The sequence below is a fragment of the Streptomyces sp. NP-1717 genome, from assembly GCF_022695985.1.
GTDB lineage: Bacteria > Actinomycetota > Actinomycetes > Streptomycetales > Streptomycetaceae > Streptomyces.
The window spans coordinates 1-6,776 of record NZ_JAAPBF010000305.1; the positions used below are offsets into that span (position 1 = coordinate 1).

The window sequence follows — 6,776 nt, forward strand, 5'->3', positions numbered from 1 at the left end:
CGCCAACGGCCTCCCGGCTCCCGCCGGTTCGCGCCGGAACAAGCGCGACGAGACCCCGGCGGGGGAGGGGAAGGAAGCCAAGGAGGCGAAGGAGGCGAAGTCCGGCAGGGCCGGGAAGGCCGCGAAGCCCGAAAGGACCGCAAGAGCCGAGAAGGCGGGCCGCGCGGACGAGCCGGGCGGGGCCGCCGGCAAGACCGCGAAGGAGCCGAAGCCGTCCGGAGTGCCGAAACCGCCGAGGCCGTCGAAACCGCGCAAGGAGCCCGGCGGCCATGTCGTGCGCCCCGCACCGGCGTTGCCGGAGTCCGACCGGCACCGGCTGCTCGGCGGCTCCCACCACGACCCGCATTCCGTGCTCGGCGCCCACACCGGCAAGGGCGGGGTCGTCCTGCGGGTGCTGCGCCCGTACGCGAAGGGCGTGAGCGTCGTCGCCGACGGTCTGCGGGCCCAACTGCACGACGACGGGGACGGGTTGTTCTCCGGTGTCCTGCCGTGGCGCAAGGTCCCCGAGTACTCGCTCCTGGTGCGCTACGGCCTCACGGCCGAGGAGGGCGCGGGCAGCGCCGAGGAGGTCGACGAGCTGGAGACGCAGGACCCGTACCGCTTCCTGCCCACCCTCGGCGACCTCGATCTGCACCTCATCGGCGAGGGCAGGCACGAGGAGTTGTGGAACGCGCTCGGCGCCCGCCCGATGGTCCACCAGGGCGTCACGGGCACCCGCTTCACGGTCTGGGCGCCGAACGCGCAGGGCGTGCGGATCGCCGGGGACTTCAACTACTGGGACGGCACGGTCTACCCGATGCGCTCGCTCGGCTCGACCGGCGTGTGGGAGCTGTTCGTGCCCGGTGTCGGCGAGGGCGCGCTCTACAAGTTCGACATCACCCGCCCCGACGGTTCGCACACGCTGCGCGCCGACCCGATGGCCCGCCGCACCGAGGTGCCGCCGTCGACGGCGTCGATCGTCACGGAGTCGCACCACGTGTGGCACGACGAGGAGTGGATGGCGCACCGCGGCGACCTGCCGGTGCACGAGGCGCCGTTCTCCGTTTACGAGCTCCATCTCGCCTCCTGGCGACCTGGACTGACGTATCGTCAGCTGGCGCTCCAACTCCCCTCGTACGTGAAGGATCTGGGCTTCACGCATGTCGAGCTGATGCCGGTCGCCGAGCATCCCTTCGGTGGTTCGTGGGGCTACCAGGTCACCGGCTTCTACGCCCCGACCTCCCGGATGGGCACGCCCGACGACTTCCGTTTCCTGGTGGACACGCTGCACCGGGCGGGTATCGGCGTCATCGTGGACTGGGTGCCGGCGCACTTCCCGAAGGACGAGTGGGCGCTGGCCCAGTTCGACGGCAGGCCGCTGTACGAGCACGCGGACCCGTCCCGCGCCGAGCATCCCGACTGGGGCACGCTGGAGTTCGACTTCGGCCGCACCGAGGTGCGCAACTTCCTCGTAGCCAACGCGGTCTACTGGTGCGAGGAGTTCCACATCGACGGTCTGCGGGTCGACGCCGTCGCCTCGATGCTCTACCTCGACTACTCTCGCGAGGCCGGCGAGTGGACGCCGAACGAGCGCGGCGGGCGGGAGAATCTGGACGCCGTCGCCTTCCTCCAGGAGATGAACGCGACCGTCTACCGCCGCTGTCCCGGTGCCGTCACGATCGCCGAGGAGTCCACGGCCTGGGACGGCGTCACCCGCGCCACCCACCACATCGGCCCCGGCGGCTTCGGCGGTCTCGGCTTCGGGCTGAAGTGGAACATGGGCTGGATGCACGACTCCCTGGACTACGTCTCCAAGGAGCCGGTGCACCGCAAGTACCACCACGGCGAGATGACCTTCTCGATGGTGTACGCGTACAGCGAGAACTACGTCCTGCCGATCTCGCACGACGAAGTCGTCCACGGCAAGCGGTCGCTGGTCTCCAAGATGCCCGGCGACTGGTGGCAGCAGCGGGCCAACCACCGGGCGTACCTCGGCTGGATGTGGGCGCATCCGGGCAAGCAACTCCTCTTCATGGGGCAGGAGTTCGCCCAGGGCGCGGAGTGGTCGGAGGGTCACGGCCCGGACTGGTGGCTGCTGGACCCGTCGTACGCGGCGGAGGCCGACCACCGCGGCGTACGGGACCTGGTGCGCGACCTGAACACGGTCTACGGCCGGACCCCGGCGCTGTGGCAGCGCGACACCGTCCCCGAGGGCTTCGCATGGGTGGAGGGGGACGCCGGGGAGGACAACGTGTTCGCGTTCCTGCGCTTCGACGCGCAGGGCGCGCCGCTGCTCGCCGTCTCCCACTTCTCACCGGTGGTGCGCCACCAGTACCGCATCGGTGTCCCGGGGGGCGTCTCGGGCTGGACGGAGGTGATCAACACCGACGCGGGGCGGTACGGCGGCGGGGACGTGTTCAACATGGACACCCTCAAGCCGGAGGCGGTCCCCACGCACGGCCGCCCGGCGAGCGTCCAGTTGACGCTGCCGCCGCTCGCGACGCTGTGGCTGAAGCCGGTGTGATCCGGCGCCGGCGCGGCTCTCCCGGGCGTCGCTCAGCAGGATGAACCGGCGTGCCACGTCACGGCGGGCTTCCCGGCGGGCGCCGGGTCGCACGCCGGGACGTGCCGTACGGAGAGCACGAGCGCGACGACCGTCGCCGCCACGGCGAGCACTCCCGCCACCGTGCCGGCGCCGGCGCGTCCGCGCTTGCCGCGGCTTCTCGTACGGCGCATGTCTCCCCCGTTGTGGACATGACGACCGTGCCCGTCCGGGGGCCGGGTTCACGACCCCGTGGACCCGGTGGTGGCGCTCTCGTAAGCGAGTCGGGGCGGGACAGTGACATTCCGTACGATGCCGAGTCGCTGGGTCGCCCGGGTCAGCGCCACGTACAGGTCGTTGGTGCCGCGCGGTGAACCGTCCAGAACGGCCTCCGGGTCCACGACGATCACCGTGTCGAACTCCAGCCCCTTCGCCTGCCGGGGATCGAGCAGGACGACCGGCCGGGTGAGGTCGGGGGCGACTCCCCAGGAGGCGCCCGGGAGTTCGGCGGCGAGCGCGGGCAGCAGCGCGGCGGGGGCGATCACCGCGAGGCGTCCGGCGGCGCCGTGTTCCGCCGCGTGCGAGGCCGCGTGTCCGACTGCGCTCGCGGCGGCCGTACGGACCACGTCGGCCGGACCGACCTCCCGTACCCACGGGCCGACTCCCGTCGAGCGGACCGACTTCGGCGGCTCGAACGCGGGGTCCTCAAGGCGCCGCACCCCGGCGGCGAAGGCCATGATCTCGGCGGGCGTACGGTAGTTGACGCCGAGCCGGACATGCTCCCAGCGCTCACCGACGTACGGTCGCAGGATCTGCTGCCAGGAGTCGCAGCCTGCCACGTCCCCGGTCTGCGCCGGGTCGCCGACCAGCGTCATGGAGCGGGCCGGGCAGCGGCGCATCAGCAACCGCCAGGCCATCGCGGACAGTTCCTGTGCCTCGTCCACCACGATGTGGCCGAAGGCCCAGGTGCGGTCGGCGGCGGCGCGCTCGGCGGCGCTGCGGGTGTCGGTCTCCTCCTGGCGTTCGGCCAGGCGTTCGGCGTCGATGAGGTCGTGCGCGAGCAGGACCTCCGCGTCCTCCTCGTCCTTGTCCTCGAACTCGTAGGTACGGGAGCCGTAACTCAGCTCCAGCACGCCCTGGGCGTACTCGATCCGCTCGCGCCGCTCGGACTCGGCGGCGGCGCGCGCGGCGGCGTCGTCCTCGCCGAGCAGTTCGGCGGCCTCGTCGAGGAGGGGGACGTCGGCGGGGGTCCAGTGGTCGTCACCGCTGACCTGACGCCTGATCAACTCGCCGTCCCCGTCGGGGAGATGGGTCGGCGCGGTCAGATAGTCCGCGACGAGGTCCTGCGGGGTGAGGGTGGGCCACAGCTCGTCGATCGCGGACTGCACCGCCGCGCTGGTGGCGATGGCCTTGCCGAGCTGGGCGACGTCGGTGGGGTCGAGGAGGTTCGGGCCGCCGTACGGGTCGGCCCCGAGCCGCTCGGCGAGCTGTTCGGTGAGGGAGTCGATGACGGAGAAGGCGAAGTGCGGCCGGGCGAGATTGTGCGGGAGGCCGGTGTCACGGGCCCGGGCACGCGCGTCCTCGGCCATCGCGCGGTCCAGCTGGAGCGTCCCGTCGTCGTGCTCGATCTCGATGTGCGGATCGGGCACCGTCTGGCGGTCGCGCAGCGCGGCGGCCAGCACGTCCGCCATCTCCGCGCGTCCCTTGACGGCCGCGGCGGCGGGCGTGTCGGTGGCGGTCGCCCGTACGCCGGGGAAGAGTTCGCCGGTCGTCGCCAGCAGCACACCGCTCTCGCCGAGGGAGGGCAGCACCTCGCCGATGTACCCGAGGAAGGCGGGGTTGGGCCCGACGATCAGCACGGCGCGCCGCGCCAGCCGCTCACGGTGCGCGTACAGCAGATACGCGGCCCGGTGCAGCGCGACGGCGGTCTTGCCGGTCCCGGGGCCGCCCTCCACGACGAGCACCCCTCGGTAGGGCGCGCGGATGACGCGGTCCTGCTCGGCCTGGATGGTCCGCACGATGTCGCTCATCCGCCCGGTGCGGGCCGAGTCGAGCGCGGCGAGCAGCACGGCGTCGCCGTCCGGGTCCTCGTGGCCGGTGCGGGTGGTGTCGCCGGGGTCCATGATCTCGTCGTGGAGCGCGGTGACCCGCCGCCCCTCGGTGGTGATGTGCCGACGGCGGCGCAGACCCATCGTCGAATAGCCGGTGGCGAGATAGAAAGGGCGGGCGACGGGGGCGCGCCAGTCGATGAGCAGCGGGGTGTGTTCCGCGTCGTCCTGGCGCATTCCGATACGGCCGATGTGGTGGCTGGCGCCGTCGTCGAGATCGATACGGCCGAAACAGAGTCCGGATTCCACCGCATTCAGCGTGGTGACGGTGCCGGAGTGCTCGGCGACCCTGATGTCCCGCTCCACCATGGCCTGACGACCCGTGCTGACCTGCCCGATCGACGTCCGCACGGCGTCTTCCGCCTGCTCCCGGAGCGCGTCGAGACGCTCATGGAGGAGCGAGACGAATTGCTGTTCGCTCCGCAATTCCTCGGTTGACAATTCAGCCCCTGTCCGATACGGTTTGCTCAGTTGATTGATTTTCGAGCCTGCGCATGCACGTAAGATGCGGCGAAAGCCGAAACACCAAATATACGCAGAGCAATACCCCGACCGTCAATTCGGTGCCGGGGTATTTTTGTGCGCGGGGACCGATCGGGGGTCCGCGGTGCCGCTCTCTAGAGGACGTCCTGAAGCTCCTGGAGCAGCCGGCGCTTGGGGCGGGCGCCGACCATCGACTTCACCGGTTCGCCGGCCCGGAAGACCAGCAGCGTCGGCATCGCGAGGACGCCGTACCGGTTCATGGTCTCCGGGTTCGTGTCCACGTCGAGCTGGACGACCTTGAGCCGCGCCGCCTCCTCCTCGGCCACGGCGCTGAGCACCGGCGCGAGCTGGCGGCACGGCGGGCACCAGTCGGCGGTGAACTCCACCAGCACCGGGAGTCCGGCCCTCAGTACCTCGTCGTCGAAGGTCGCGTCCGTCACCACGGCGACGCCCTCTGCCTGGATCATGTGTCTTCTCCCTCGCGGAGCTGGTGGATGGTGAGCTCGCACAGCGGCTCGGGCCCGGTGGGCCGGGCTTGTTCCGCCTCGTTCCGGGCGGCCTCCGCCTGGGCGAGATGCTCGCCGACCTGGGCGCGGATCGAGCCGAGCCGGCCGATCAGCTCGTCCAGTTCGGCGAGCTTGCCGCGGTACACGTCGAGCGAGGCGGGACAGGAGTCCCCGGCCGGGTGCCCGGCGCGCAGACACTCCACGAACGGCCGCGTCTCCTCCAGACCGAACCCGAAGTCCTGAAGGGTCCGGATCTGCTGGATCAGCCGCAGATCGCCCTCGTCGTACGTGCGGTAGCCGTTCCCCGCCCGCCGGGCGGGCAGCAGCCCGCGGGACTCGTAGTAACGCAGAGTCCGGGTGCTGGTCCCCGCCCGCTCCGCGAGTTCGCCGATGCGCATGTCCACGACGGTAATCCTTGACGCCGACGTCAAGGCAACGGCTCATGGGCGGCTACGCGAGCCTCACGGCGTCCGCGCCGTCGCGAGCGCGTGGCGGACCGCGGCCAGCGCGTCCTCGTCGGTGGTGCCGAGGAGCAGCGCGGCGGTCGCGAACTCGCGGGCGCGCTCGGCGAGCACGGCCCTGGCGTTGTCGTCCACCGCGCCCACCGCCGCGGCGACGCGCGTACCGGAACCGCGCCTGCTGTGCACGAGCCCCGCCGACTCCAGCTCGCGGTAGGCCCGGACGACGGTGTTGTTGGCGAGTCCGAGGTCGGACGCGAGCTGCCGTACGGGGGGCAGCCGGTCGCCCTCGCGCAGGCGCCCCACCGAGATCAGATCCGCGAGCTGCGCCCTGATCTGCTCGAACGGCGGAACGGGGGCGCCGGAATCCACCCGGATACTGAGCCCGCCGGCAGTCATGGCCTCTCCTCGATGTGAGCGTCCGGCACGAGCAGTGCGACGAGGCACCAGCCGGCCGAGACGGCCGAGACGAGCGCCACGCACGCCAGGCCCAGCGCACCGAGGCCACCGGCCCGCCCGCCGCACGGGAGGGTGTCCAGGGCCACGGCCATGGTCGACGATACGGCGAAGAGCGGTGCGGCCACCAACACGCCCCACGCCCCGACCGTCGCCCGCGCCCTGACCCGCCGCCGCCCGTCGTCCCCGGCCCGCGCGGTGACGCGCCGCAGGGCCAGCGCACAGACGACGCTCCCGACACCGA

General features: G+C 71.8%; 6 protein-coding genes and 1 pseudogene. 1 reads left to right on the forward strand and 6 read right to left on the reverse strand.

Annotation, left to right across the window (positions count from 1 at the left end):
• The first annotated feature begins 220 nt into the window (after positions 1-220).
• Positions 221-2,503, forward strand: a complete 2,283-nt coding sequence (glgB, locus tag GXP76_RS32815) for a 1,4-alpha-glucan branching enzyme (RefSeq protein WP_242575269.1) — start codon at positions 221-223, stop codon at positions 2,501-2,503.
• A 32-nt stretch (positions 2,504-2,535) separates the two neighbouring features.
• Here the strand turns inward: glgB and GXP76_RS32820 are convergent, their stop codons facing one another.
• The 6 genes and pseudogenes from GXP76_RS32820 to GXP76_RS32845 all read right to left on the reverse strand — a co-directional run.
• Positions 2,536-2,715, reverse strand: coding sequence for a hypothetical protein (locus tag GXP76_RS32820; RefSeq protein ID WP_242575265.1), 180 nt, complete (start codon positions 2,713-2,715; stop codon positions 2,536-2,538).
• Positions 2,716-2,763: 48 nt separating this feature from the next.
• Entirely contained in the window at positions 2,764-5,070 is a 2,307-nt protein-coding gene (locus tag GXP76_RS32825; protein WP_242575266.1) for a UvrD-helicase domain-containing protein, read from the reverse strand.
• Between the two features lie 176 nt (positions 5,071-5,246).
• The gene (gene trxA / locus GXP76_RS32830) at positions 5,247-5,579 is read right to left on the reverse strand and encodes a thioredoxin (protein ID WP_242575267.1); all 333 of its coding nucleotides are present in this window, start codon (positions 5,577-5,579) and stop codon (positions 5,247-5,249) included.
• A complete protein-coding gene (locus GXP76_RS32835; protein WP_242575270.1) occupies positions 5,576-6,016 on the reverse strand; it encodes a MerR family transcriptional regulator in 441 nt (146 codons plus the stop codon). The genes trxA and GXP76_RS32835 overlap by 4 nt, the downstream gene beginning before the upstream one ends.
• 63 nt (positions 6,017-6,079) lie before the next feature.
• Entirely contained in the window at positions 6,080-6,475 is a 396-nt protein-coding gene (locus GXP76_RS32840; protein ID WP_242575268.1) for a GntR family transcriptional regulator, read from the reverse strand.
• Positions 6,472-6,776 (reverse strand): annotated as a pseudogene (locus tag GXP76_RS32845) (hypothetical protein); the annotation flags it as partial. The pseudogene GXP76_RS32845 and the gene GXP76_RS32840, both read right to left, overlap by 4 nt.

Bases quoted from the DNA above. Each gene is read 5' to 3' on its own strand.
- GXP76_RS32820 (WP_242575265.1), bottom strand. From the start codon at position 2,715: ATGCGCCGTACGAGAAGCCGCGGCAAGCGCGGACGCGCCGGCGCCGGC.
- GXP76_RS32840 (WP_242575268.1), bottom strand. From the start codon at position 6,475: ATGACTGCCGGCGGGCTCAGTATCCGGGTGGATTCCGGCGCCCCCGTT.
- GXP76_RS32835 (WP_242575270.1), bottom strand. From the start codon at position 6,016: ATGCGCATCGGCGAACTCGCGGAGCGGGCGGGGACCAGCACCCGGACT.
- trxA (WP_242575267.1), bottom strand. From the start codon at position 5,579: ATGATCCAGGCAGAGGGCGTCGCCGTGGTGACGGACGCGACCTTCGAC.